Annotated in this window: 27 protein-coding genes; 10 read left to right on the forward strand and 17 right to left on the reverse strand. The window is 41.1% G+C overall.

From position 1 onward, the window contains the following. Positions 1-29: 29 nt before the first annotated feature. The 6 genes from efeU to V7K30_RS00090 all read right to left on the reverse strand — a co-directional run bounded on the left by efeU (position 30) and on the right by V7K30_RS00090 (position 6,271). Positions 30-863, reverse strand: coding sequence for an iron uptake transporter permease EfeU (gene efeU, locus V7K30_RS00065; RefSeq protein WP_334995922.1), 834 nt, complete (start codon positions 861-863; stop codon positions 30-32). Between the two features lie 469 nt (positions 864-1,332). Then, entirely contained in the window at positions 1,333-2,601 is a 1,269-nt protein-coding gene (locus V7K30_RS00070; RefSeq protein ID WP_334995924.1) for an MFS transporter, read from the reverse strand. Next, a complete protein-coding gene (locus tag V7K30_RS00075) occupies positions 2,567-3,040 on the reverse strand; it encodes a MarR family winged helix-turn-helix transcriptional regulator (RefSeq protein ID WP_334995926.1) in 474 nt (157 codons plus the stop codon). Before V7K30_RS00075 ends, V7K30_RS00070 begins: the two co-directional genes overlap by 35 nt. Before the next feature lie 65 nt (positions 3,041-3,105). After that, positions 3,106-4,332: an RNA-guided endonuclease InsQ/TnpB family protein gene (locus tag V7K30_RS00080; RefSeq protein ID WP_334995928.1), complete on the reverse strand. Its 1,227-nt coding sequence runs from the start codon at positions 4,330-4,332 to the stop codon at positions 3,106-3,108. A 276-nt stretch (positions 4,333-4,608) separates the two neighbouring features. Continuing rightward, positions 4,609-5,463: an ABC transporter permease gene (locus V7K30_RS00085; RefSeq protein ID WP_334995930.1), complete on the reverse strand. Its 855-nt coding sequence runs from the start codon at positions 5,461-5,463 to the stop codon at positions 4,609-4,611. Further along, positions 5,420-6,271 (reverse strand): ABC transporter ATP-binding protein, encoded by an 852-nt coding sequence (locus tag V7K30_RS00090; RefSeq protein WP_334995932.1) that lies wholly within the window; start codon positions 6,269-6,271, stop codon positions 5,420-5,422. Before V7K30_RS00090 ends, V7K30_RS00085 begins: the two co-directional genes overlap by 44 nt. A 444-nt stretch (positions 6,272-6,715) precedes the next feature. On the opposite strand from V7K30_RS00090, the gene V7K30_RS00095 reads away from it, so the two are divergent. From V7K30_RS00095 to V7K30_RS00115, 5 genes are all read left to right on the forward strand, one after another. Then, on the forward strand, positions 6,716-7,357 hold the full coding sequence (locus V7K30_RS00095) for a hypothetical protein (protein WP_334995934.1): 642 nt from the start codon (positions 6,716-6,718) through the stop codon (positions 7,355-7,357). Between the two features lie 29 nt (positions 7,358-7,386). After that, the gene (locus tag V7K30_RS00100; protein ID WP_334995936.1) at positions 7,387-7,806 is read left to right on the forward strand and encodes a hypothetical protein; all 420 of its coding nucleotides are present in this window, start codon (positions 7,387-7,389) and stop codon (positions 7,804-7,806) included. 103 nt (positions 7,807-7,909) lie between these two features. Then, positions 7,910-8,179 (forward strand): DUF4926 domain-containing protein, encoded by a 270-nt coding sequence (locus tag V7K30_RS00105; protein ID WP_334995938.1) that lies wholly within the window; start codon positions 7,910-7,912, stop codon positions 8,177-8,179. A gap of 141 nt (positions 8,180-8,320) precedes the next feature. Beyond that, positions 8,321-8,575 (forward strand): hypothetical protein, encoded by a 255-nt coding sequence (locus V7K30_RS00110; protein ID WP_334995940.1) that lies wholly within the window; start codon positions 8,321-8,323, stop codon positions 8,573-8,575. Positions 8,576-8,790: 215 nt separating this feature from the next. Next, complete coding sequence (locus V7K30_RS00115; RefSeq protein WP_334996139.1) at positions 8,791-9,057, forward strand: type II toxin-antitoxin system VapC family toxin; 267 nt, start codon at positions 8,791-8,793, stop codon at positions 9,055-9,057. Positions 9,058-9,284: 227 nt separating this feature from the next. Here the strand turns inward: V7K30_RS00115 and V7K30_RS00120 are convergent, their stop codons facing one another. Together V7K30_RS00120 and V7K30_RS00125 are read right to left on the reverse strand one after the other, a co-directional pair. Further along, positions 9,285-10,955 (reverse strand): ABC transporter ATP-binding protein, encoded by a 1,671-nt coding sequence (locus V7K30_RS00120; RefSeq protein ID WP_334995942.1) that lies wholly within the window; start codon positions 10,953-10,955, stop codon positions 9,285-9,287. A 568-nt stretch (positions 10,956-11,523) separates the two neighbouring features. Further along, the gene (locus V7K30_RS00125) at positions 11,524-11,781 is read right to left on the reverse strand and encodes a hypothetical protein (protein WP_334995943.1); all 258 of its coding nucleotides are present in this window, start codon (positions 11,779-11,781) and stop codon (positions 11,524-11,526) included. A gap of 217 nt (positions 11,782-11,998) precedes the next feature. Here V7K30_RS00125 and V7K30_RS00130 point away from each other — a divergent pair, with 217 nt between their 5' ends. Next, the gene (locus V7K30_RS00130; RefSeq protein ID WP_334995945.1) at positions 11,999-12,322 is read left to right on the forward strand and encodes a hypothetical protein; all 324 of its coding nucleotides are present in this window, start codon (positions 11,999-12,001) and stop codon (positions 12,320-12,322) included. A gap of 24 nt (positions 12,323-12,346) precedes the next feature. On the opposite strand, the gene V7K30_RS00135 is transcribed toward V7K30_RS00130, so the two are convergent. Together V7K30_RS00135 and V7K30_RS00140 are read right to left on the reverse strand one after the other, a co-directional pair. Beyond that, positions 12,347-12,469, reverse strand: a complete 123-nt coding sequence (locus V7K30_RS00135) for a hypothetical protein (RefSeq protein ID WP_334995947.1) — start codon at positions 12,467-12,469, stop codon at positions 12,347-12,349. A 27-nt stretch (positions 12,470-12,496) separates the two neighbouring features. Beyond that, positions 12,497-12,706: a hypothetical protein gene (locus V7K30_RS00140; RefSeq protein ID WP_334995949.1), complete on the reverse strand. Its 210-nt coding sequence runs from the start codon at positions 12,704-12,706 to the stop codon at positions 12,497-12,499. A gap of 325 nt (positions 12,707-13,031) precedes the next feature. Here V7K30_RS00140 and V7K30_RS00145 point away from each other — a divergent pair, with 325 nt between their 5' ends. Continuing rightward, positions 13,032-13,343, forward strand: coding sequence for a hypothetical protein (locus V7K30_RS00145; RefSeq protein ID WP_334995950.1), 312 nt, complete (start codon positions 13,032-13,034; stop codon positions 13,341-13,343). Positions 13,344-13,422: 79 nt separating this feature from the next. Here V7K30_RS00145 and V7K30_RS00150 read toward each other — a convergent pair whose 3' ends face one another. Next, on the reverse strand, positions 13,423-14,553 hold the full coding sequence (locus V7K30_RS00150; protein WP_334995951.1) for a hypothetical protein: 1,131 nt from the start codon (positions 14,551-14,553) through the stop codon (positions 13,423-13,425). Positions 14,554-15,033: 480 nt separating this feature from the next. Between V7K30_RS00150 and trxA the strand changes: the two genes are divergently transcribed. Continuing rightward, the gene (trxA, locus tag V7K30_RS00155; RefSeq protein WP_334995953.1) at positions 15,034-15,387 is read left to right on the forward strand and encodes a thioredoxin; all 354 of its coding nucleotides are present in this window, start codon (positions 15,034-15,036) and stop codon (positions 15,385-15,387) included. Positions 15,388-15,531: 144 nt separating this feature from the next. On the opposite strand, the gene V7K30_RS00160 is transcribed toward trxA, so the two are convergent. The 4 genes from V7K30_RS00160 to V7K30_RS00175 form a co-directional block, all read right to left on the reverse strand. Continuing rightward, entirely contained in the window at positions 15,532-16,065 is a 534-nt protein-coding gene (locus tag V7K30_RS00160) for a dihydrofolate reductase family protein (protein ID WP_334995955.1), read from the reverse strand. Positions 16,066-16,248: 183 nt separating this feature from the next. After that, positions 16,249-16,503: a TIGR03643 family protein gene (locus tag V7K30_RS00165; protein WP_334995957.1), complete on the reverse strand. Its 255-nt coding sequence runs from the start codon at positions 16,501-16,503 to the stop codon at positions 16,249-16,251. A gap of 39 nt (positions 16,504-16,542) precedes the next feature. Beyond that, positions 16,543-18,345 carry an ABC transporter ATP-binding protein gene (locus V7K30_RS00170; RefSeq protein WP_334995959.1) on the reverse strand — a complete coding sequence of 601 codons (1,803 nt, stop codon included), beginning with the start codon at positions 18,343-18,345 and terminating at the stop codon, positions 16,543-16,545. 82 nt (positions 18,346-18,427) lie between these two features. Beyond that, entirely contained in the window at positions 18,428-20,221 is a 1,794-nt protein-coding gene (locus V7K30_RS00175; RefSeq protein WP_334995961.1) for an ABC transporter ATP-binding protein, read from the reverse strand. A gap of 363 nt (positions 20,222-20,584) precedes the next feature. Between V7K30_RS00175 and V7K30_RS00180 the strand changes: the two genes are divergently transcribed. Further along, positions 20,585-21,643: an L-histidine N(alpha)-methyltransferase gene (locus tag V7K30_RS00180; RefSeq protein WP_334995963.1), complete on the forward strand. Its 1,059-nt coding sequence runs from the start codon at positions 20,585-20,587 to the stop codon at positions 21,641-21,643. A gap of 344 nt (positions 21,644-21,987) precedes the next feature. On the opposite strand, the gene V7K30_RS00185 is transcribed toward V7K30_RS00180, so the two are convergent. Continuing rightward, entirely contained in the window at positions 21,988-22,200 is a 213-nt protein-coding gene (locus V7K30_RS00185) for a type II toxin-antitoxin system HicB family antitoxin (RefSeq protein WP_334995967.1), read from the reverse strand. Next, positions 22,184-22,450: a type II toxin-antitoxin system HicA family toxin gene (locus V7K30_RS00190; RefSeq protein ID WP_334995969.1), complete on the reverse strand. Its 267-nt coding sequence runs from the start codon at positions 22,448-22,450 to the stop codon at positions 22,184-22,186. The genes V7K30_RS00185 and V7K30_RS00190 overlap by 17 nt, the downstream gene beginning before the upstream one ends. A gap of 467 nt (positions 22,451-22,917) precedes the next feature. Here V7K30_RS00190 and V7K30_RS00195 point away from each other — a divergent pair, with 467 nt between their 5' ends. Continuing rightward, positions 22,918-23,688, forward strand: a complete 771-nt coding sequence (locus tag V7K30_RS00195; RefSeq protein ID WP_334995971.1) for a pentapeptide repeat-containing protein — start codon at positions 22,918-22,920, stop codon at positions 23,686-23,688. Positions 23,689-23,716 lie beyond the last annotated feature (28 nt).

The following is a 23,716-nucleotide window of genomic DNA, read 5'->3' on the forward strand; positions in this document are numbered from 1 at the left end:
TTGTATTTTCCTAAAAATTATTGAAGTAGCTAATAATCCCTTGCTGTAGTCTTCTGTCTGGCGTTATCCCCTAAGAAGAACAGCGACATCGTAGGAATTAGATAGCCAAAATAGGCGATCGCCTCGCTGACAGTCGGGGTATCGTTATAGCCAAAAAATCCCGTCAAAAGTGAACCGAGAAACCCGTTCTTGGGAAGTACCCCACTAGCATCAAATAACACTGTTTGTAGTGAATTCCACACTCCGGCTTCATGGAAAGCTCTCACCCCACTTGCTAAGAGTCCAGCAGCAACTAGGATAATGAAGGCTCCTGTCCATTTAAAAAATCGCTTCAAGTTGATGCGGATACCACCCTGATAGATGCCTACACCGACGGCTAGTGCGGCTGCATATCCAAACAATGCCCCCACGGGAGCTTGAATTCCCAAATTTTGCTGAAACGTGGCCAGCAAAAACACTACTGTTTCCAGACCTTCCCGCAGTACTGCAAAGAATGCCATCCCCACTAGTGCTGTACCCCATTTATCCCCCGACTGAATGGCAGTTTCAATTTGAGACTGTAACTCGCCTTTAATCGAACGAGCAGCACGGCGCATCCAGAAAACCATCCACGTCAGAACCCCAACTGCGACGATGGAAATTACCGCTTCAAATAGTTCCTGTTCTTTCTGCGGAAACTCCTGGCTGGTTATTTGCAAAATAATCCCAGCACCGAGACAAAGAAAAGTCGCTAATGCGATGCCAATCCAGACTGACTTCATCAAATGGGTACGTCCAGTTTGCTTGAGATAACTGGCAATAATACCCACGACAAGTGCAGCTTCAACGCCCTCTCGGAACATGATCAAGAAGGGAAAAAGCATGGATAACCTTATTAGTTATAATTACTATCAAATCATCATGAGAATAATAACTTACTTGAGAACATTTGTATATAACTGCGAGTTAAAAATCTCTAAAATCCTAGAATAATAAATTTTCTGTTTAGATGAGAGTCTGTCAAATAAAGATTGCAGACTCTCAATTATTACTCAATTGAACTACGTAAATAAATCAAACAACTCCTGCAACGCATTGCTAGGAGTTGTTTCCAGTGTTTTTACTCTTGAGAGATGGATAGCAAAGTGTTAGTTTAACACCTGTGTTTCCCGCATTAGCTGACGTAATATCAGCTAGCAATTAGGATTGTGTTATACATCTTGTGGCGACGGTAAGCCGATGTGATTTTTGAGAATCTGTATTTTTTACTGGTTTCGCACTAGCAGAATACCCACGAATCCTAATAAATTCACAGAGATGGGCGTAAGTTCTAAAGAGTATTGATAAGTGCTTCTACTTGTACTCCTGCAAAGCCCCTAACTTCCGAATTCCCGGCCAAATCATAGCTGTAGCAATCACCACCACAATAGTGCCAATTCCACCACCCACAACCGAAATCACCGGGCCAAATAAAGCTGCTGTCAATCCAGACTCAAAGCCCCCTAATTCATTCGAGGCACTAATAAACACGCTATTAATAGCAGCAACCCGACCACGCAAATAATCAGGTGTTCTGATTTGAACTAATGTATGGCGAATCACAACACTAATACTATCTAGTGCGCCACCAAGGGTCAGCATCAACATAGACAGCCAAAAGGAACGAGAAAGCCCAAAGATAATTGTCACAACGCCAAAACCAACCACTGACCACAATAAGGCTGGGCCGGCTTTGCGTAACGGTGGTAAATACGCTAGGGTAATCGCCATAGTCAAAGCACCGATGGAGTGTCCTGCCTGTAGGTATCCCAACTCCACTGGCCCCACATGTAAAATATCTTTGGCAAAGATGGGGAGAAGCGCGATCGCACCACCCAACAATACTGCAAACATATCCAATGTAATCGCTGCTAAAATCAACTGATTCTGCCAGACAAACTTGGCACCAGCTGACAGGGCTTTGAGTGAGATTGGCTCAGTTGTGCGAATGACTTTTTGCTCTTTTATCGGTAGGGTTAAAATAAAACACAGCAACGCGGCGATCGCTGCTAACACATACACTCCTGTAGCACTTCCCAACAGCGCAATCCCGAATCCTCCGAAGGCTGGGCCGATAACTGCGGCTAACTGAAAGCTACTACTATTCCAAGTTGCTGCATTGGTAAACGCACTGACAGGTATCAACTGCCACATTAAGGCATCACTAGCCGGTCTGAGGAATGCCCTAGCGACACCTGTTAATACCAAGCAGGCGTAAATTAGAAAAATTGCACCTTGGGTATAGGAAAGCACTGCCAAAGCCAGCGAACAGAGAGCTAGCAGCATCACTGACAGTAACATGATGAGTTTGCGCTCGCGGCGATCGGCCACATGTCCGGTAATCAAGGTGAGAGCAATCATCGGCAAGACTTGCGCCAGTCCCACACCACCTAGAACGATAGCTGAGTTAGTCCGCTCATAGAGTTCCCAGCCGATGGCTACAGTTTGCATTTGCGACCCCACAGACAGCACCAGCCGTCCAATGGTAAATAGCCGATAGTCTCGAAACTTCAAGGCTGCAAAGGGATCGTGCTGTGCAACTTCAGAGTTATGGGGATTTGAGTTCTGTTTGCTCGAAGACATTTTTTAGTAGAGTTAAGCCTTCTTCAATGTTGGAAATTTGCTCTTGTGTAAGACCTTTCAGTAGGTCGGTAATATGAGCACGAGTTTGATCTTGGGATTGCTTGAGATGATGCCTTCCATCTTCAGTTAGATTCAGCAGCACCCGCCGCCGCTCTTGAGGATGAGCGATCCGTTTCACGAAGTCGCGTTGGACTAAGCGTTCTATGGTTGCTGATGCGGTGGCAGAGGTGACACCTAAATGCTCTGCTAGCTCAGATAATGAAGCCCCAGGATTCCGGTTAAGAAATGCTAGCGATCGCAACTGAGGTATAGATAAAAAAGCAGCGCTGTGGGCACGCATATCCGCTCGGATAAACCGCATCATTAATGGAACTGTGTCCATTACCCTAGCGGCACATTCTTCGGAAGTTGCACCTTTAGTAGGTTTATCCAAGGTCATGGGACTGTTATTCTCCTAATTACATTGCCATCCGTGGATCAAGTTTTCCACCAATGATGGGTGAACTACTCAGACTTGCCTGCGGCTGAAGTCTGAGCTTCTGTACTCACGGGGGAATGCCCAAACTTAGACTTTCGTCCAAGTCTAGGACTTACCTCCCCTCCTACAGCAGAGACGGCTGAACCTTCCGCCTTTAGTATTCTGATGCCTTCTGCTCTAATATTGATAGCTGCGTTTCCATCTCTATCATGATGATTGCCACAATGAGGACAAGTCCATTCACGGACATCCAATTGCATCTCACTCATTTGATAGAAACAATTAGAGCAAAGTTTGGAACTGGGGAACCATCTATCTATCTCCACTAACTTCCCACCCTTGCGTTCTAACTTGTAGGCTAAAAAATTGGTGAATGTTCCCCACCCCACATCAGATATTGATTTCGCCAATTTGTGATTACGTACCATGCCTTTGACATGAAGATTCTCTACTATGACAGCTTGGCTATCGCTGGACAACTTATAACTAAGTTTATGTAGAAAATCCTGCCGCGAATTGCTAACTCGCTCGTACAATGCAGCGACAACCTTTCTATACCTATTCCTTGAATTACTCCCTTTTTGTTTACGGGCTAATTTTTTCTGTTTGCGTTTGAGGTTTTTTTCGTGCTTGGCAAGGTGCTTAGGGTTATCGTAAAAAGATACCTTTTTGCCATCGGTTACAACAGCGAAATGTTTCAATCCTAAATCAATGCCGTAAATTTTACCTTCTGAAATAACTGGATTTTCGCCCTCTCTCTCAGTCAAGATAGATGCAAAATATTTACCTGAAGGTGTTTTACTCACGGTAACGGTCTTGATTTTACCCTCAATCGGTCTGTGTATTTTGGCTTTGACTATCCCGATATTACCGGGAAGTTTCACATTACTATCTACAATTTTGACGTTTTGAGGATACTGAACAGACTGTTTACCATGTTTGGATTTAAACTTAGGAAACCCAGCACGTTTCTCAAAAAAGTTTTTATATGCAGTGGTCAGATTCAGTGTTGTAGCCTGTAAAACTTGACTATAACAATCAGCCAACCATGCTGTATTTTCTGCTTTTTTGAGAGCAGGAAGAAATGCGTTGAGTGCAACACGGCTAAGTCCCTTGCCCGAATATTTATAAGTCTCAATAGATTTATTTAGGGCATAGTTCCACCACCATCTAGCACAGCCAAACGTCTGAGCTAACAAAGTTTGTTGTTCAGTTGTTGGGTATAAACGGACTTGTACAACCTTGTGTAACACTCAACATCACCTCCTTAGTATCTAATACTTTAGCACAAATATATATTATGCTAAACTAATCAAACAAAGAAAATAACTGGTGAGGTAGTTCGGTCTTAGGGGTTTCCCCTCTTGAGTTACTACCGAACCCGTCAGACCAAAAAAACTACGGAGTAATTGATGGCTATTCCCGATGAATTGGGAGAGCTACGACTTCAGCCTTAGGCAAGTCTGAGTAGTTCACTAAGAGAATTGTACAATCCAGACCAAAGCCATAGACGCTAGAACCATTGCGGATTACATTGCTACCCGTGGATAAAGTCGTCCACCGATGATCGCTAAGATTGTTACTGTTAATAAGAGAATTGCCAAATCCCAACCAAAGCCATAGACGCTGATTCCATCCACTAGCATTGTGCTGCGTAAGGCGTCAACCTCATAAGTTAAGGGATTTAAGTGGGAAACAATCTTTAACCAGTCGGGCATCATTGAGATCGGATAAATAGCATTGCTGGCAAAAAATAACGGCATGGTTAACATTTGTCCAATTCCGGTCATCCGCTCTCTGGTTTTTGCCAAACAGCCAATAATTAATGAAAAAAGACAAAAGCAAGCCGCCCCCAGCATCACTATCAGTAGCACTTGCCCAAAAGCCAGAGGATGGAGATTTAATTTTACACCTAAGAAAAAAGCCAATACATAAATTACTGCTACTTGTGATAAGCACCGGACTCCACATGCTAGAGCTTTGCCCAAGACCATTGCTATACGGGGTGTAGGACTAGCAAGAAATTTGTGTACAATCCCTAAATCTCGCTCCCAAATTAGTGTCATTCCACCGGTGAAAATGGCCACATTCAACACGCTTTGAGCGAGAATGCCAGCAGCCATGAAGTCTAAATATGGTAAGTTCCCTGTATGAATTTCCCGAAGTTTGGAGAATACTTGCCCAAAAATTAGCAACCATAATGACGGTTGCACTGATCTGACTACTAAATCAGTGGGATCGTGGCGGAGTTTACGCACTTCCAATTCTGCGATCGCCAGGGTTTTCGTAACTAGCTCTTTAATTGCAGAGATGATATTTACTCGGTAAGTAGCTGGGCTTTTAACCCAACCGTTGAGCAGTACGTCTGGTTCTTGCTGTGTCACGGTAGTTGACTCCTGATGTTAACTGGTCGCCTGTATAGTGAATAAAGACATCATCCAAAGTTGCGTTTGGTTTATCTAAAGAAGCTTTTAAGTCGCTTGGTGCGCCTGTAATTACGACTTCACCTTGTCGCATAATCGCCACGCGGTTACATAAGCTGTCCGCTTCTTCTAAAAAGTGGGTTGTTAAAAATATCGTTGTGCCGTAATCTGCACAGAGTTGTTCCACAAGTTGCCATACTTGAGTTCGAGCGATCGGATCTAATCCGACAGTCGGCTCATCAAGAAACAAAATTTGGGGTTGATGTAGCACTGATACGCCGATTTCCAGCTTGCGGATCATCCCACCAGAGTAGTTTCGTACCAAGCGCTTCGCCGCATCTTGCAAACCCATATATTCTAGAATCTCATAGATGCGGCGATCGCGTCCTTTCGCTGGTATTCCATACAGTTTGGCGAAGATTAAAAGATTTTCATAACCCGTGAGACTACCATCAGCAGAGAGAGCCTGGGGTACATAGCCGATAGCCCGTCTCACAGGATTAGATTGGTGAGTCACATCATAGCCAGCTAAGGTTGCTTTCCCTGCACTGGGAGGCAGTAAAGTTGTCAACATCTTAATAACTGTACTTTTCCCTGCCCCATTCGGCCCAAGCAGCCCAAAGACTTCACCCTGTTCCACAGATATATTCAGGTTATTAACAGCCGTTAACTTGCCAAAACGGCGTGTGAGTCCCTGAGTTTCCAAAATCAGCGGTCTTGGCTCGCTAGGAGGTTCTGACCGATTTATTTTTCCCGTCAGTATTGTCACAAGTTTGATGCACTTCCATCAATTAGTAAAACTAACTATTAGCTTCTCAATATATTTGTCTGAAGTCAATAGATTTCTGGCATAAATTTGAATCAGAGTAAAAGGAAACTCAGTAGAGTGGCGGCGAGGTTATCGATGGGTGAAGTATCACTGAGTGCGATCATAGTCTACCCATCGTCAGCAATTTTACTGTGGCTGATGGCTAGAAAGGTTAATTATCCTTTATTTTTCTGGGTGATAAAGATGAAGGATAGTTTTTTTACTGGGAAATTCCTACAAGTGCGATATGTAATAACTTAAACCTTGTACAAGTTGAAACCTATAGTTTTTATAGTATTGCCTGAAAAGCTTATGTACCTATGGCTATATACCTCAACAGGCTGTTGAAAAAGCTACAGTTTCCAAAATTGACGTGGTTTAATATAGCAGTATTAATAATTAAGTATGACAATTTACACACCTGGAGGAATGCCAATCAGCTTCCCGATGAACTATGCTTTTAGCTTACTCGCAAGACTTTATCCGAAGTATCGACCACATAAGGTTTTGAAGATAGCTGAAGGTATGGATAAAGCGCCTGAAGCTATTGCATATCTTTTGGGATTTATATTATTTGCACTGCGAATTTCGCCCGTAATAATTTTTACAAATGTTCTCATTTTACCAGTAATTCTGCGTTGGATGCATATTAGGAGTAAATATATTGATTATGTCGTGAATTTAGGTGTGATATTCAACTCTATTGGGACAGTTGGAATAATTTCGATAGGACTTACTGTGTTTGGATGGTACTCAGTAGGATGGCAAGGTTTAGTAGCATTTTTGTGTGCAAGGTTCTTTGGGGGATTTATCAATAGTATTCTTGAGGCACAAGAAAAGAATCGAATCAGAGTGTTAGCAAAAGTCAACTATAACGAGTTTGATAGATGTTTTATAGACGCATATCGATTTTGTGCGAATAAGATTGGTATAACTATCGATTTATCAGTTTCTGAGCAGGAGCTAGCGAGTAATAATTGGCAGATTATCTACAGCGACTATTCTGATCAAAACCCTATCCTGTTTAAAATGAAAGATTTTTTATGAAGAATTTCAGTTTAGTGATGGAAATATTTATGACTATTATTTCAGGGGTGTTTGTATTCATTTTAGGACAATTAGTACTCAAGTTGATTATCGAGCCTATTCAAGAATTTAGAAAAACTTTAGCCGATATCGCTTTTGCTTTAATCGAATATGCAAATATTTATTCAAATCCAGGATATGCTGGCAATGAGCTTGAGAAGAAAGCCTCAGAAGAGTTCAGGAAACTCTCATCACGTCTGAATGCTCAAATGTATTTGATACCCGCTTATAAAAGTATTTCAAAACCATTTGGATTACCTTCAAAAGATAATTTATTAGAAGCTGCCAGCGCTCTAATTGGTCTTTCCAACGGCGTGTTTAAATCGCCAATTGATTTGGTAAATATAAATTTAGAGAGAGCTAAAAAAATTCGTACTCTACTTGGCATTTATGACCCAGAAAATGATTAAGTAAAAAGTGAAACGATTCCTAGTGCTTGAATTATCGAAGAAGGTTCTGATGTCCCAAGATTAACAACCTGCTATCCTCTGTAATATCTAGAAGTGATACAAAATGACTAAAAGTACAATTAAGTTGCTGGATGTAGTAGCACTGACAGTTGATCTACCTGAATACAACCTGTACCGTGGTCAAGTTGGCACAGTAGTAGAATTATTAGCTGGTGGTGCTGCATTTGAGGTTGAATTTAGCGATGCCTCCGGCGGGCTACGCCTACGCAATGGGCGCACATACGAATCTGTCGGTTTACACCCAGAGCAAATTATGGTGTTACATTTTGAGCCAGCATCCCCTGATTCAGTGTCAGTAATGGTGTCAGTGTAATCGGTATAAAAACGCAGATGCTAATAATATTTACGATGGGCTACCCTGACGCAGATAAACATAGAGAATCTAGCGATCGCTTATTGTATATTGTAATTTTGAGAGCGATGCCAAGATAGATAGAAAGTAGAGAGCAAAATAATGCTAAAAACATTCAGAGCTTGGTTGAAAGGAAGTCGTTTACAGTGGATTGATAATGTACCTACGTTGGGAGAGCAACAAATCCCAGTTCATGTTACATTGCTGGAAAATAAATCAGTCATAGATAAACAAGCACGGGGACGAAGAATGGCTGAAATATTAGAGAAACTTGCTGTGAGTCAAGCTTTGACTGATGTTGATCCAGTTATTTGGCAGCAAGAAACTCGTCAAGATCGTTCACTTTCGGGACGATAAAACGTGCTGCTCGATAGCAATATTATTATATATTCTGCTCAATCAGAAAACGCAAAATTGAGAGAGTTAATTGCTGAATATGCACCTGCGGTAAGCTGTTGCGTATTTAATTTGTATATGCGACGCGGGCAAGATGCCCGCACTACAATAATTTTACGTTTTCGTGTTATACAATTTAGCTGCACATCAGCTTATCAGCGCTCAGTTATTTGGAAGTGTTAGGCTATCATCTGCTTAATCAGGAACAACGTCAGTATTTTGAGGAGTTTTTTCAAGTTGCTCAGGTTCTACCAATCTCTCAAGATGTTTTAAATCAAGCGGTAATTCTGCGACAACAGAAACGAATGACTTTAGGTGATGCAATTATTGCCGGCACTGCTTTGGTCTATGGACTAACTTTGATAACAAGAAATACAGATGATTTCCGTTGGATTACCCAAGTGAGATTGTGGAATCCGTTTGAGTCTGATAAACCCAGTTAAGAGAAAAGTGCGATCGCAGCACTAAAATTAGAAAAAAATAGTATGGAGCGATGCCTACAGCTGGCTACGCCTACGCATCTCTAAAATCATTCCTAAACCAGAGATTTAGTTTAGCAAAGGCGATGTCTACGACGGGCTACACAATTGCTAGAGGCTGTCCTGTCCCCCTTGCTTGTTGTTGCCTGCTCCCTTCTTGCCTCTTTTTCAATATCAGTGTATACAGGATGTCACGCACGTGCTAGTAACGGAGCAGCAGCTAGTAAAGTTTTGGTATAAGGGTGCTGAGGATTGGCAAAAATATTTTTTGTCAGACCGAGTTCGACAATTTTACCGCTATTCATCACGGCAATCCGATCGCACAGAAATCGAGCTAACCAAAGATCATGAGTGATGAACAGATAAGTTAAATCAAATTCTTCCTTTAATTGCAACATCAAATCCAGCACTTGCGACTGCACGCTAGCGTCTAACATACTCACTGGTTCATCGCAGATCAAAAGTTTAGGGTGAGTAATCAAAGCACGAGCGATCGCAACTCGTTGCTGTTGTCCACCAGACAAATCTGATGGATAACGCTCATAATACACTTTTGGCGGTGTTAACCCAACTTTCTCTAGCATCCACAAAACCTGTTCTTTTGCCTTAACTGGATCGGCTAGATTGTGGATAAATAAAGGGTCAGCAATACTTTCTCCCACTGTCATCGCTGGATTGAGACAAGCATGGGGGTCTTGAAAAACCATTTGGATTTGTCGCCGTGAGGAGCGAATTTCTCGACGCGACAGTGTAGTTAAATCCTGTCCTAAAAACTCAACTTTGCCACTAGTGGGACGAATTAGTTGCAATATTGTTCGTGATAGCGTACTCTTACCACAACCTGATTCCCCGACTAAGCCGAGAATTTCTCCTGAATAAAGATCCAAGTTAATACCATCTACTGCTTTAATTGTCTGCGCTTGTGTGTTAAACAGTCGTTCGATAAAGTTAGGTTCTATGGTGTAGTATTGCTTGAGTTCTGTAAGACTCAAAATTGGGGATTGCTGATTAATAATCGGTAATTGCTTTTCTGCCTCATTGACAATTATCAATTCTCCATCATCATTTACTGCTTGAATGTGTAAAGCTGCTTTTAAGAGCGATCGCGTGTATTCATGTTGAGGGTGTCTAAATACAGTTTCTGTAGAACCCATTTCGACCATCTTGCCGTTGTACATAACGCCAATGCGATCGCAATACTCAGCCACCATTGCTAAATCGTGAGAAATCAGCAACAATCCCATGTTTTCTTCACCGCACAGGCGAGTTAATTCTTGCAATATCTGCGCGGAAACGGTGACATCTAAACTGGTGGTGGGTTCATCGGCAACAATCAACTTGGGGTTGAGGAGTAAAGCTAAGGCGATCGCTACCCGTTGGCGCATTCCCCCGCTAAACTCATGGGGATACTGATTCCAGCGACTAGCTGGAATATTCACCTTTGCCAAGGTAGCAAGTGCTTTTACTTTGGCTTCCCGTCTTGATAATTCTGGTGAGTGCGCCTGAAGGGTTTCGATACAATGCTTACCAATCGTCATCAGTGGATCGAGGCGTGTCATGGGATCTTGAAAAACTAATGCGATCGCCTCTCCTCGAAACCTCCGCAACTGGTTAGGCATCAAGTCAAACACCGACTGTCCTTGAAATGTCACCTGTCCTTCAACACAACTAGACGCTGGTAATAAACGCATTACTGCCCGTCCGATAGTTGACTTACCACAACCCGATTCTCCCACCAATCCCATTCTTTCACCTGGTTGCAAGCTGAAAGATACATCATCAACCGCCCAGCTTGCTTCTTCTCCACTCCGCCCAGGATAGGCAACTCGCAGATTTTCGATACAGAATAAGGCTTCACTCATAGTTAGTTATCAGCCCTGAGCTACCAACTTTTATAATTTCAAATTTAAGATAGTCTATCAGATTAGTATTAAACCTCAGTTGTGCCAATATCTTTTATTGTCTTAGCGATCGCAACGAGTTCCGCCAATGTTCTATCATACTAATTTATACCGCTTGTCTCAAGTTTTATCCGTTCATGTAGGAGACGCGGAAGTTTGCCTACCTTTACAGCAGATTCCAGATTTATGAAGTACAGTAGCAACAGTTTGCAAAGCAGTTTCGTAAATGCTTAGGATTGACTAAATCGAGGGCAGTAGCAATTAGAGTATCAACCATTTTTGTTGTGCTTGGAGAGAACTGACGTAAAAAAGACTTAAGTTGCGACCACCAAAGTTCAATTGGATTAAAATCTAGGGAGTAGGGTGACAAATTAAGAACATTTGCACCAATACCTTTAATTAGAGGTTCAATGGAAATGTATCGACACCAGATGTTTTTGTTTGATAGTTTTTGATTTCGTGGGTATTGCCCTGCTAACTCAATAATGGCGTGTTACGCTATGGCTAACGCACCCTACTTGCTAGATTGTCAAAGTATTGTTTGGATTTTTACTTTTTCATCCGGATCAGACACGCTCACAAATACTAAATCTGGATCCCAATGTCCAACTAAGTCAAGTTTAGCACATACACTCCATCCTCTATTTTTATCCCCAAGTCCTAGCTTACGCTCTCTATAAGTAGCATTAAGTGAGTCTTCAATAATTAGAACTTTATCTTGAATTAATGCTAATCTAGCAAGCATTAAAGCACGCTCTTTTGTAACGGCAATTATTTTCTCTTCCATCAATCAATCCTCCCTGAACGTTATTGGTCTCTAAGGGATCTAATATATCTAGTTAATTGAGATGGTAGCTGGATTTACGCCGTGCTGTACTAGGTGTTTAGCTGATTAATTCACCCATTTGTAGGAGGTAATTAACAAGTAAATAAGTGTACTTTGTTTCTAATCCGACCAACACAAAATGGTTTGAAGCAGCATTCACGCAATAAATGTATCAATCATGCTAAACCTGATATTCACCGGATATATAAAAATAAAACCCTTGCTGGTTTCAACAGCTTTTTTGCTGGCTGTACAGACTTCTGCCAATGCTCAACAAGCCTTCCCTAGTTTGACTCCAACACAAGCTCAACATTTATCCCGTGACTTAGTTCCATATAATTCTCAAGACTTTTTTAGGCAAGGAAAAGATTCGATTGAGAGAGAAATTCAAATTCTTAGGCAAAGGCAACTGTCCTCAATTAAACCTGTTCTTAAGATTGATTTAGTACCGCAGATAAAAAGACCACAGACTCAGCAAAACCCTAACATCTTATCTAAGTAAGAATCATCATCCTTCTATGACACCTTATAACTGTGCGATCGCTACTTCTTGTACTGTTAATTCTTGAGCTATAGTACTTAAACCATACCCACAGGCATCACAATCACTATGCTCTACTTCCTGGTAACAGAGTTTTTGTGTTTTCAATCAGTTTTGCAACACAAATTTACAATTTTAATCGTCTAGCAAACTCATCAACGCCTGAATTTCAAGGTCTTGCGGCTCTGACAATTGACACTGTAACTCTAATAATTCATTCTGTAATGCTTCTACTACATAGAGCATATTAGATTCTTGGGCAATTTTTAGCTGATTTTCTTTAATTTTGATTTGTTTAAGCAAGTTGTTTTCAACATGAATTGAATTGTAATGTTGAGCAATCATAGCTTTACATTTCTTATTAATCTATAGGGTGCAATTAAATTTACCACCTATGTATTATTCCACACTTTTATCATTTTTTAAATATCTGGTGATTTAACGAAAAATCCTCAAACAAGAAAACTGCATAGTTTTTTTACATATCCATTCTCAATAGTTTGGGAATATTGGCTTAATCCCCCATGTCCATATTTTTACAGACTTTTACAAAAATGGAAATCATGATATAAGATTGGTTGACTTAGGGAAAATTTTAGATAACACACATTGACTTGTCTGTTACTTCGCCGAGTATTGTAGATATGTTAAACATTTTTTTGTCAATACGATGAACTTAAAGTTTATAAAGAGAAACATTTTTGCCGTTATAAAAGTTATATCTACAATGCTTATAACAAGCGCAATTGGATTGGAATCGTGGAATATTTATGCAGTAATAACTAATAGTAATCTACCAAGCAGCCTTAATCCAATTTTTTGGATTGAGCGTTTTGCCATGACGAGCCATTTTATCGAAAGCATTATAGCAGCTTTTTATGCACCTTCAAGAAAAAAGATGCCAATAAAATATGCTACTTATACTTTTTTTGTAGGCACAATTGGGTTGTTAGAACTGTTTGATCAAGAGAATGACTATTAAGGCTTCTTTGCAAGAGTACGCGCAGAATCTCGCAGAGAAGAATTCTTTTCTGAGTAATTTATTCCTTGAAAGTCCGAGATTACAATCCAAGTTCAGCAAACACCTCTGGAGAGAACATATCCCACAATACCTGGAAATATGGAATTAAAGTTTCTGCTTCTTGAGAAGTCAAGCTAATGTCTATTTCTTTTCTCAGCAAATGTAGCATTTGACGAACTACTTCCCACTGCACTTTTAATCTGGGATAGAGCATTACACATAAGGGAAATAACTCTTGTTGGATAGCTCCACAGCTTGTTTCTAAAGCACATACCCACAGGTATATTTGAAACATTTCTACATCCCGAATACTAGAAGTCTTAACTATTGGAGCACTTAATGCACCAGACATTGAGTTGTAATTTGGATAAAGTTCAATTACTCTTTGGGAAATCCTGTTAGCAATTTGTGTACTAATTGGTAGCAACTTTTGCACTGCGGATAATGCTACAGAATTAGAATCATGGTTAGCTGCTGCTTCATAAGCACGTTGCAATGGCATATACAAATGGTCGTCAATCACTTTAAAGTATGTACTAATAAGTGATTGTTCTATTGGCTCAAGTGATTGTATGAGCATTTGACTTGTATAATGAAACTGCATACTTACAAAGCCAATAACTCTAGGATCATGACTTGTGTATTTCTTTCTGAGCTTTCCTATATCCGCACCAATAACTGTAGCCAGCTTGCTAGGAGCCACTTGTTCTGTATAAACATCTAATGCCTGTTCATAAAGTGGATTCTCTGAATCAAGCAGGTTCCTTACCAAAGAAAGAGGTTGTGATGTTGTTTGTTGAGTATATACATCCAAAGCTTTTTGGTAAATGTTAAAAGAATCTCCGGCGATTTCCCACGGATTAATTAGGTTTAAGTCGATGCCATGTTGTTTAATTTCTCTTGATAATAATTCCTCAGTTTTATTCCAGGCTCTAGCACTAACACTTCGCAAAGAATCCAATACTTTTTGAGCAGTTCTCTTTCGTCCCTCTGGTGATACTATCTCTGATAAATTAGGTATTTCTACTTTTTCTGTACTATCAGTATCAATCTTGAGGTTCCCTATATATTTTTTAGCCCATTGTTGTGCTAAAGATTCAACAACCGTCTTATTTCCTTCACGAGAAACTGATTTTAAATGATTTACTGGAAACTCTTTCACAATAGCCATTAGTTAATATATCCTCATAAAGATGCTTATGTTACAAATATTAACATTAAATCCAATTAATGTTAATATTTTTTATACAAATACTAGGGTTGTAATTCTATGTATGACGGTTATAAAGTGTTTTAGTATTAATGTATATATCTGGCATATTAAATAAATAAAGTTTTTATAACCAAGTATTATTACTGATAAAAGACAAAAGTAATATAAGTAGATAGGTATGAAAACACCAAACTATATAAAGATAAATAGATGCATAAAATGAGAAAACTAAAAATAGTCTTATTAACAAAAGGTGATCAACGCGATCGCACCCTACGTACAAAAGCTGTAGGTTATCAAATATACGCTACTAAGTAAAAGTCAGTTGCGGGGGTTTCCCCAATGTAGATGACTGGTGAATCTGACAGGCAGAAGGGGGTATAGTTTGTATAGTTAGCTTTTTGCTGAAATTTTAGTCTGACACTAAGGAATTAAAAAATGTCTACTGATACTCACATAGTTGCTTACGTTCAAGAAAGTGATTTTGATGTTGTTTTAAATGGAAGTGAAGAGAAAGTCGTTGTTGTTGATTTTACTGCTACTTGGTGTGGTCCCTGTCGCCTGATCAGTCCGTTAATGGATCAACTCGCCGAGGAATACAAAGGTCGTGCCAAAGTCGTTAAGGTCGACGTTGACAGCAACAAGCCGATTTTCAAAAAATTCGGTCTTCGCAGTATTCCAGCAGTTTTAATTTTCAAAGATGGTAATTTAGCAGAAACCATCGTAGGAGTTTCTCCTTATGAGGACTTCAGCAACGCTGTTCAAAAGCTTCTTGAGGTTGTTTCAAGTTAATTCGTAATTCATAATTAAAAAGGGTTTATACCCAATGCCTGATAACGGTAGTAACGTTTCAGGTGGAGTTTAAATTCCCCGAAGTTCCGAGCCTCGGAAGCCGACCCTCGGACTTCTCACTACTTGAAGCACAATTATAAATTTTTAACCCTTTACTTTTTGCCTATAATGTGATTGGACTAAACCATTAGGATATTGTTTTGAGTTAATCAGCTCCAATTTTTCTTCAGGGCTGGGCGGTGGGAAAAGGTGTATACCGCCACCTAAGATAATTGGAATAGTCGAAATGATATATTCGTCAATCAAACTGTGCTGAAGAAACGAATTGATTAATGCTCCGCCACCAACTAGCCAGATATTTTGAAAGCCTTGAGCCTCTAGATTTGCTAACGCCTGTTCTACTGTGTCCGAAACAAACACAATGTCCTCACGGTCAGATTGGAGATGGCGCTGGGTGAAAACGAAGGATTTCTTCCCCGCATAAGGCCATTCATCGAAACTAAGCCCGACTTCATATGTATTGCTACCCAAGACAATAGCATCAATCGATTCATAGAAAGCAGCGTAACCGTAGTCTTCCCCTTCTGTATCAAGAATTGATAGCCAATCAATTCCGCGATCGCTGCGAGCAATGTAGCCATCCAAACTAGCTGCGATGTAGAGTATAACTTTCGTCATTGTGCTTGGTGAATTTGGTAGTTTTCACTCAATTGGTGCAAGCGATGCCTGCGGCAACGCGAAGCGCGATCGCAGGCTTAATTCCTTCTAGAGCATTTTAGCCTCTGATGGTTCTGGAGGATATTTTAATTGAACAGATCACAAAAGAGCGATGTCTACGACGGGCTACGCTTACCCAATTACTTAGGTTTTTTGATTGTGCGATTTAAACCGACCTGCAATAAATTCTCGCTTAGATAAATGCTTTGTATCGCGTTTGGTGACTCGCTCTCGCCACATCTGGAAACTAGATTCTTTCATTTCGCGCCTCATTAGGGCAATTACTTGTTTCTCCAGTAGCCCAAACTGAGCTTCAATGGCATCAAAAGATGTTCTATCTTCCCATGCCATTTCAATAATGCGATCGATGGTTTCTGAATCGAGGTTAGGTAGCTTCATTCCTTTGCTGGCAATTGCTAAATTCGAGCTATATATATTTTACTTTTCATTTTGAAGAACCATTGTGTCTGCTGCACCCAGTTGCAGGGCATAGAGGTTCGCATAGACACCTTGCTGATCGATGAGTTCGGCATGAGTACCCTGCTCTACAATTTGTCCCTGCTGAATTATTAATACCTGATCTGCCTGAGTAACTGTACTGAGGCGGTGGGCAATCACGAAACTGGTACGACCTTGCAGCAAGCGGGCGATCGCACTTTGTACTAGCGCTTCTGTGCGGGTATCGATGCTGCTGGTTGCTTCATCAAGAATCAGAATTCGGGGGTTGATCAACACCGCACGGGCAATACTGATTAGTTGTCGCTGTCCCTGGCTCAGGGGTGCGCCCCGTTCACCCAATTGAGTTGTATAACCCTGTGGCAGTGAGGTAATGAACTCATGCACATTTGCTAGTTGTGCAGCCTCTTCGATATCAGCTTGGGTGGCGTAAGGAGCGCCAAAGGCAATGTTTTCGGCGACGGTGCCGCTGAACAGAATATTGTCTTGCAGGACGATACCAATTTGACGCCGTAGACTTGCTTGAGTAACACTACGCACATCAATATCATCAATTTTCACTGCACCGCCAGAGACATCGTAGAAGCGCAAAATCAAGTTAATGATCGTACTTTTTCCCGAACCGGTCTGCCCTACTAACGCAACCATCTGCCCTGGATAGGCGTGCAAATTCACCCCTTTAAGAACCAGTTGATCTGGGTTGTAGCCAAACTTGACATTCTCGAATGTCACCTCACCCTGAATGGGCGGCATTTCTGTCGCATCGGGTGCGTCTTTGAGTTCTGACGGTTCATCTAGCAATAAAAAGATTCGCTCTAATCCGGCGAAGGCAGATTGAGCTTGGGTGTAAAACTGGCTGAGAATTTGGATCGGGCGGAAGAACTGCTGGACGTAAAGTAAAAAGGATGTCACCACACCCACTGTTGCAGCTCCTGTTACCGCTAAATAGCCGCCATAGGCCAGCACGCCTGCCGTTGCTAGTGTGTTGAGAAAATCAATGGATGGTAAAAAGGCTGAAGTTATTGCCACAGCCTCGACGTTGGCATCACGATTGGCGGCGTTAAGAATGGCGAATTCTTCGATATTCATCTGTACACGATTAAATGCCTGTGCTTCTCGCACGCTGATAATATCTTCTTCCAACTTGGCGGAAAGCTCCCCAATGGTCTGTCGGGTGACGCGAAATCTGACTCTTGCCCAACGTGCAAATAAGCTTGTGGTAAAAATCATCAGTGGCACTACCAGGTTGCTCAACAAGCCTAGTTGGAGGTTGATTGAGAGCATAGCAATAACAATGCCGACCAAACTGAAAGTGTTGCCCAGCATTTGGGCGATCGTCAGTCCAAATGCCTGATTCACGGTATTAACATCATTCAGCAGGCGGCTCATTAAATCGCCCGCTTCACTGCGATCAAAAAAGCTGAGTGGCAGACTTTGGATTTTAATGAAAATATCTTGCCTCAGTTGAGCCAGCAATCGCTGCATAATCCAGCCGACTCGAATAATTTGACCCCGGATTGCCAGGACACCAAGTCCATAGTTCAGCCCTAACAGCCCTAATAACAACAGTAGTCCCTGCAAATTTCCTTGTGCAATTAGGTGATCAATCGACCAGCCGATAAAGAATGGCCCAATTGCCTGGGTTATGGCACCAATCAATACTAATGTCAGGGCGATGGGAATTTCTTTGCGATAGAGTAGCACGTATTGCAAAAAGCGCCGCAGGGTGGAAAGTTGCTGACTTGGTTTTTCCTCAGATTCAACAACGGGAATAGTGCCTCTCATAAAAATTTTGGATTTTAGATTTCGGATTTTGGATTAAAAGTTTTTATTACAAGGCTGTGATCAGAATTTCCAGCCAGACTAATTATGCTAATTTGGGATCATTTTTCTCCTTCGCTTTTACCTGAGATTCCAAAATCACACCGTAGAGTGGGCTGGTTTGCATCAATTCCTCGTGAGTGCCTTGTGCCACCAATCGTCCTTTATCCATGAGAAAAATGCGATCGGCATTCTTGACGGTACTGATGCGTTGAGCCACGACAAAAGTTGTACAAGCTTTTTGGCGCATTAAGTCATCTAGTTTGGCTTGAATCTGGGCAGCAGTCTTTGCATCTACCGCTGAGGTACTGTCATCCAAAATCAGAATTCTGTAATCGGTCAGTAAGGTACGAGCGATCGCAATTCGTTGTTTTTGTCCACCAGATAAGCCCACGCCCCGTTCACCCACAATCGTCTCGTAGCCATCAGGCAGACTACTAATGAAATCGTGCATTTGTGCGGTTTTTGCAACCTCAATTACCTGTTGTAGGGTTGCATTGGGTTTTGCGTAGGCAATATTCTCACGGATTGTGCCAGAGAAGAGGGTGGTTTCCTGAAATACAATGCCAATACGCGATCTGAGGCTTTTGAGCGTGAAACTTTTTACATCTCGTCCGTCAATGCGAACCGCTCCCCCTGTGGCATCGTAAAAACGGGGAATTAAGTTCATAATTGTGCTTTTTCCCGATCCAGTCATCCCTAGAACGGCGATCAGTTCGTTGGGTTTCGTTTCAAAGGAAACTTCTTTGAGAGTTTCGGTTGTCGCTCCTGGATAGCGAAAGGAAACATTTTCAAAGGTGATTCTCCCACCGCAGGTGTCAAATGGGACAGCACCGGGGCGATCGCGAATTTCTACTTCTGCATCTACAACTTCGTAGACTCGTTCCGCAGAAGCAGCTGATTGAGCGATCGCAGGTGCAGCAAATCCAATCAACAAAATAGGTTGGAGAATCAACGCTAGGTAGGAGTTAAACGCCACCAGTTCGCCAATGGAGAACCGATCCCCAATCACCTGCGCTCCCCCGTAGCCGAAAACTGCCAGTGTTACCAAATTACTCAGCAAAAAGATAACCGGGAAGGTATCACGGATGGCGCTAATGGTCTTCATGTTTGCCTTGACTAGGGCATCATTCATGGTCGTGTAACGCGACCTTTCGGTTGACTCTCGGACAAAGGCTTTCACCACCCGGATTCCTAGCAAGTTCTCTTGCAATACAGCATTGAGGTCACTCAGTTGCTCTTGGACTTGCCGAAAAAGTTTATTATTTTGAGTGATGAATCGCGCCATCAACCAACCGGCTAGGGGTACTACCGTTAGCGTAATCAGTGCTAATTCCCAGTTCATCACTAGCAAAATCACCGAAATACTTACCAATGTCACAACTCCACCGATGACCTGAATCAAGCTAGTGCCAACAAAGGTGCGGATCTGCTCAATGTCGCTGGTGACACGGGTTAACAGTTGGGAAGTCTGCGCCTGGTCATGATAGCTGAAACTGAGATTTTGAATCTTGCTAAAAATTTTGTTTCGTAGATCATAGGCCACACCCTGAGATACTGCTTCTGCCAAATAGCTTTGTCCAAAGTTAAATAAACCACGAGCGATCGCAGCGAGTACCATCCAGGCGGCACTGTATAGCACAATTTGGAGGTTTTTTGGGATGATGCCCTGATCAATTCCCCACCGAAATAGTTGCGGGGTGACAGCGTTTGCGATCGTCAACAGTAACAGGCTGGCCAAGGCTCCCAGCGAAGTCCATCGGTAGGCGCTCAAACTCCCAAGCACGCGCTGGATTGACTGTATCGACGAAGTTTCTTGGAGTTCTGGTTGCTGAACCAATGGTATTTACCCCTGTATCTTTGGAAAATTATCACCTACTTTGATTGTATAAAACTGGTTGGCCAGTTGAGAGGATGTTTGTAAAGTCCTCTTGTCGGTATCAAAAAGTTTTAGATCCTCCTAAATCCCCCGATAGATTGGGGGACTTTGATTCCGGTTCCCCCCTTTTTAAGGGGGGTTAGGGGAGATCAATAAGTGCTTAAAATCACAGCCAAATACTTTTCAAACACCCTCTAGAGTGGGGAATATGGGATCTATTTGTGGTAGAAATTCCAAATTTTGGGACAATGGTATGGGAAAATACCTCTTTGGCAAGTATTGCGGCTAATCTTAAATACCTAAGAAAACCAAAGAACAAGAATAATGGCTCAAAATTTTCATAGTAATTCCCAACTTCCCTCGGATATCTCAACTGCTATCAGTCGCACAGCAAAGCCAAGTTCTGAGTTCTACTCTCTTTTTTCTGAAGAAGAAGTTTTAGGAATAATTCATGCATTAGAAGTCAGGCGAGAAATCCCTCTAAAGTATTCTTATAAAGGTAGAGGCGCAAAAATATGGGACGATTTTTATCTAAAATATATTATTCCTAGATGGTATCGGACATCAAATGTAGAAATTGACCTTTTAAAGAAGAACTTTAAATACTTTAATGGCAATATTCAAAGTGGCGAAAAAGTAAATATTGTAGACGTTGGTGCCGGAAATTCATATCCCGTTAAAAATTTTATTCAAAGACTTAATAAATTAGGAAAGGTTAATAAATATATTGCCTTAGATATTAGCGAGGAATTGCTTCATTTATCCAAAAATAATTTTAAAAAATGGTTTCCTCAAGTCGAGTTTATCAGTTCTAAAATTGACATAGAAAATAGTTGTATACCCAAAAATCTATTCCAAAATAAAGCTAGTCTTGAAATTGATGACACAGCAAAAATATTTTTCCACTTAGGTGTTACCATTGGCAATCATCAAAATAGAGATCAGGTACTAAAAAACTTTAGAGATAGCATGGGAAAAAATGATTTTCTGGTGTTCACTAATGAAACTGGTTCTAACTCTAAATGGGATGGAAACGTTAGAGGTGGCTGCAAATATCATGTAGAAGAAATATATGAATGGGTTAAAAGCAAGATTGGGATTAAATCTGAAGATTGTGAATTGGTGAGAAAATATGATTTAAAAACAGATAGTATAGTTGCTAATATGAAACTCCGTTATGATTACACTATAAATTTCAGTCGGATGGGGATAGATAAGAAAATTGAAATATCTGAAGGTGAAGAAATTACTATTTGGCGACATCATAAGTATGAAATCCCTAAACTTTTGCAAGAACTAGAACGTTCTGGACTACAGCTTCTTCACTATAGTACTGACAAATACAAATCACATATTATGGTGATTTGTAAGAGGATGTTTTAAAAGTCTTCTTGTCGGTATAAAAAATTCTAAATCCCTCTAAATCCCCCTTCAAAAGGGGGACTTTGATTCCGGTTCCCCCCTTTAAAAGGGGGGTTAGGGGGGATCAATAAGCGCCTAAAACCACAGTTAAAGATATTTGTAGGTTGGGTTTCGTTCCTCAACCCAACCTACGCTGGTTTTGGTTTTTAGCTTTAACCCAAACGTATTATGCTATAGATACCATTATGGCAGTCTGTAGAATTTTCTAAGTCTTTTAGCAAAATTTTTTCTGATTCGCATCTAAAATGGTGTCAAATATTTCTGAATGATGCTAAAAAACCAGTTTGACTTAGCTTGTGTATCAATTAAATGGACATCAAGCGCGGTCTAGGTTCAGGAACTGGACGCCCTACATCCTTAGCTGTTTCTATCCATTCCTGCATAACTAATTCTACATTATGCAGAGCTTCTTGATAAGTATCGCCATCAGCAGCACAGCCTGATAATTCTGGCACTTCAGCAATAAAGGCTTGATCTAATTCACTCCAGTAGAGAATAATCTCATAGCGAAACATCATTTTTACTTCCTAGCTTATACTTGAGAATCACTGCCCGAACTTGTTTAATCTGATAGCTTTTGGCTTTTCCTCTCTTATGTTGCAGGTTCAATATTTCCTCAACACCGACTTTGATAAAAATCCGATGATCGCCACGAATCCGTTCATCAAAGCCTAGTTGATATAAAAGTTGCCACAGTTGGGCGAAAGGGATGTCTGTATCAGAAGTCCCAGAGAGGATCTTTTCTAAGAGTTTGTCTTGCTGACTCACGTTTTTATGACTGTCTTAATGCTTCTATAGTCTCATATTTCTTTAAAATCAGGGTATACAAGAGCAAAAAGAGAGATTTGCTCCTGAGTCAGAGCATCCCAGATGACATTAGCACCAGGCACAGACGTGTAGCAGCTTGTGGTTAGGCATCGCTTCTTTGTAAAATCAAGAAATGCAATCTGTGTCTATTTGACTTAAAGTTCAAAGAAGTAGAAGTGTAAATTTTATGTCTAATTATCAAAAAGTATTACAGCAAGGCCAAAGCCTGACCCCTGAAGAACAAATAAGTAGCTAGGCATAAATAATTAGAAGATAATAAACTTGCACAACCAGTGAGTGTTTACTCAAATTTACAAGTGATATAGGCAACTACAGAGGGCAAACTGTTGAGATTGCTCATATCATAAGCTGAGGTATAAATCCATCTCAGTTAATGTTTAATATTGAGTAAGAAATATTACACGAATATGAAGAACCAAATTCTAGCCATAGCTGCCTTTTTAACCACGATTAGTTTGACAACAACCGTACAAGCTGCAAATTCTGAACATGTTAGACAGTTATTGGCAACCAAACAATGTCAGAACTGCGATTTGACTAGTGCAGGTTTAGTGATGGCTGACTTATCTGGAGCCAATTTGAGCGGTGCTAATCTCACAGGTGCTAACCTCAGCCGTGCAAACTTGAGCGGCGCAGATTTGCGGGGTGCAAACTTGAGTGGCGCGAGTTTATTTGGTGTTAATCTGAGCGAAGCTAAATTTAGTGGGGCAAATTTGACGGGTGCTGATTTAAGAAATACCTATCTAGCAAATGCAGAACTGACTGGTGCTTACCTGAATGGCGCTAACTTCCAGGGTGCGGTTGGTATACCATCACAAATTGCTTCACCAGAAGAATTTTATGCTTGGGGTGTAGCAGAAGCGCAAAAAGGCAACCAACAGCAAGCAATCAGTTATTTTAATCAAGCGATCGCTATTAAACCAGAATATGCAGGTGCTTATTTAGCTCGTGGTGTCGCCCGTTACCAAATACTAGATAGACAAGGTGCATTCCAAGATGCCCAAGTCGCTCAAAAATTGTTTACATCCCAAAACAACAGCGCTGGAACGCTAACAGCCCAAGCTTTTATTAAAGAGCTGCAAACACCCGTTAATGAGAAGGTAAGCGCTGGTAGCCCCAGTTTTGTTGACTTTTTGGGAAGTCTAGGCTCAGTCTTGCTCCAGTTTTTACCTTTTTGAGTGCTTTCTTTTTGAGGGGGAGAGTTGA

Origin of the sequence: Nostoc sp. (assembly GCF_036917655.1) — a bacterium.
Classification (GTDB): domain Bacteria; phylum Cyanobacteriota; class Cyanobacteriia; order Cyanobacteriales; family Nostocaceae; genus Nostoc.

Coding starts and splice junctions, on each gene's coding strand:
- efeU (WP_334995922.1), bottom strand. CDS start 863: ATGCTTTTTCCCTTCTTGATCATGTTCCGAGAGGGCGTTGAAGCTGCA.
- V7K30_RS00070 (WP_334995924.1), bottom strand. CDS start 2,601: ATGTCTTCGAGCAAACAGAACTCAAATCCCCATAACTCTGAAGTTGCA.
- V7K30_RS00075 (WP_334995926.1), bottom strand. CDS start 3,040: ATGACCTTGGATAAACCTACTAAAGGTGCAACTTCCGAAGAATGTGCC.
- V7K30_RS00095 (WP_334995934.1), top strand. CDS start 6,716: ATGACAATTTACACACCTGGAGGAATGCCAATCAGCTTCCCGATGAAC.
- V7K30_RS00100 (WP_334995936.1), top strand. CDS start 7,387: ATGACTATTATTTCAGGGGTGTTTGTATTCATTTTAGGACAATTAGTA.
- V7K30_RS00105 (WP_334995938.1), top strand. CDS start 7,910: ATGACTAAAAGTACAATTAAGTTGCTGGATGTAGTAGCACTGACAGTT.
- V7K30_RS00110 (WP_334995940.1), top strand. CDS start 8,321: ATGCTAAAAACATTCAGAGCTTGGTTGAAAGGAAGTCGTTTACAGTGG.
- V7K30_RS00120 (WP_334995942.1), bottom strand. CDS start 10,955: ATGAGTGAAGCCTTATTCTGTATCGAAAATCTGCGAGTTGCCTATCCT.
- V7K30_RS00125 (WP_334995943.1), bottom strand. CDS start 11,781: ATGGAAGAGAAAATAATTGCCGTTACAAAAGAGCGTGCTTTAATGCTT.
- V7K30_RS00130 (WP_334995945.1), top strand. CDS start 11,999: ATGCTAAACCTGATATTCACCGGATATATAAAAATAAAACCCTTGCTG.
- V7K30_RS00140 (WP_334995949.1), bottom strand. CDS start 12,706: ATGATTGCTCAACATTACAATTCAATTCATGTTGAAAACAACTTGCTT.
- V7K30_RS00145 (WP_334995950.1), top strand. CDS start 13,032: ATGAACTTAAAGTTTATAAAGAGAAACATTTTTGCCGTTATAAAAGTT.
- V7K30_RS00150 (WP_334995951.1), bottom strand. CDS start 14,553: ATGGCTATTGTGAAAGAGTTTCCAGTAAATCATTTAAAATCAGTTTCT.
- trxA (WP_334995953.1), top strand. CDS start 15,034: ATGTCTACTGATACTCACATAGTTGCTTACGTTCAAGAAAGTGATTTT.
- V7K30_RS00160 (WP_334995955.1), bottom strand. CDS start 16,065: ATGACGAAAGTTATACTCTACATCGCAGCTAGTTTGGATGGCTACATT.
- V7K30_RS00165 (WP_334995957.1), bottom strand. CDS start 16,503: ATGAAGCTACCTAACCTCGATTCAGAAACCATCGATCGCATTATTGAA.
- V7K30_RS00170 (WP_334995959.1), bottom strand. CDS start 18,345: ATGAGAGGCACTATTCCCGTTGTTGAATCTGAGGAAAAACCAAGTCAG.
- V7K30_RS00180 (WP_334995963.1), top strand. CDS start 20,585: ATGGCTCAAAATTTTCATAGTAATTCCCAACTTCCCTCGGATATCTCA.
- V7K30_RS00185 (WP_334995967.1), bottom strand. CDS start 22,200: ATGATGTTTCGCTATGAGATTATTCTCTACTGGAGTGAATTAGATCAA.
- V7K30_RS00195 (WP_334995971.1), top strand. CDS start 22,918: ATGAAGAACCAAATTCTAGCCATAGCTGCCTTTTTAACCACGATTAGT.